This window comes from uncultured Tenacibaculum sp., assembly GCF_947495995.1.
Classification (GTDB): domain Bacteria; phylum Bacteroidota; class Bacteroidia; order Flavobacteriales; family Flavobacteriaceae; genus Polaribacter.
This window is the reverse complement of record NZ_CANMAX010000031.1, coordinates 1-599: the sequence shown is the minus strand read 5'-3', so window position 1 is coordinate 599 and position 599 is coordinate 1. Positions and strand designations below refer to the sequence as shown.

The 599-nt window shown below is 43.4% G+C and carries 1 protein-coding gene; it reads right to left on the bottom strand.

What is annotated here, in order from left to right; all coding sequences use genetic code 11:
* Window positions 1–599, bottom strand: a 599-nt coding sequence (locus Q1A15_RS20920) for a hypothetical protein (RefSeq protein ID WP_299628390.1), incomplete at both ends; no start/stop codon positions are given.

Here is a 599-nt window from a genome sequence, read left to right as displayed (position 1 = left end):
GTTGTAGCTGTTACCGTTAAGGTAGCTGATGTATCTCCTACACAAACTGATGGATCGTTTACTGTAGCTACTGGATTCGCATTGATCGTAACTGTAAAGGTATCTGTACCACTACAACCGTTCGCATCAATATAAGTAATCGTACCACTATAAGTATTTGCTGCGGCTGCACCTGGAATTGTAAAGGTAGCTCCCGTTAAACTTGTACTAGTGGTAACATCACTAAAACCTGCTGCTTCGGCCGCGGCATTATAATCTATCGTATACTGAGTAGGACTTCCTGTTGTCGCTGTTACCGTCAGTGTAGCTGATGTATCTCCCACACAAACGGATGGATCATTTACTGTAGCTACTGGATTCGCATTGATCGTAACTGTAAAAGCATCTGTACCACTACAACCGTTAGCATCTATATAAGTAATCGTACCGCCATAAGTATTTGCTGCGGCTGCTCCTGGAATTGTAAAGGTAGCACCCGTTAAACTTGTACTAGTGGTAACATCACTAAAGCCTGCGGCTTCGGCCGCGGCATTATAATCTATCGTATACTGAGTAGGTGTTCCTGTTGTAGCTGTTACTGTTAGTGTAGCTGAAGTATC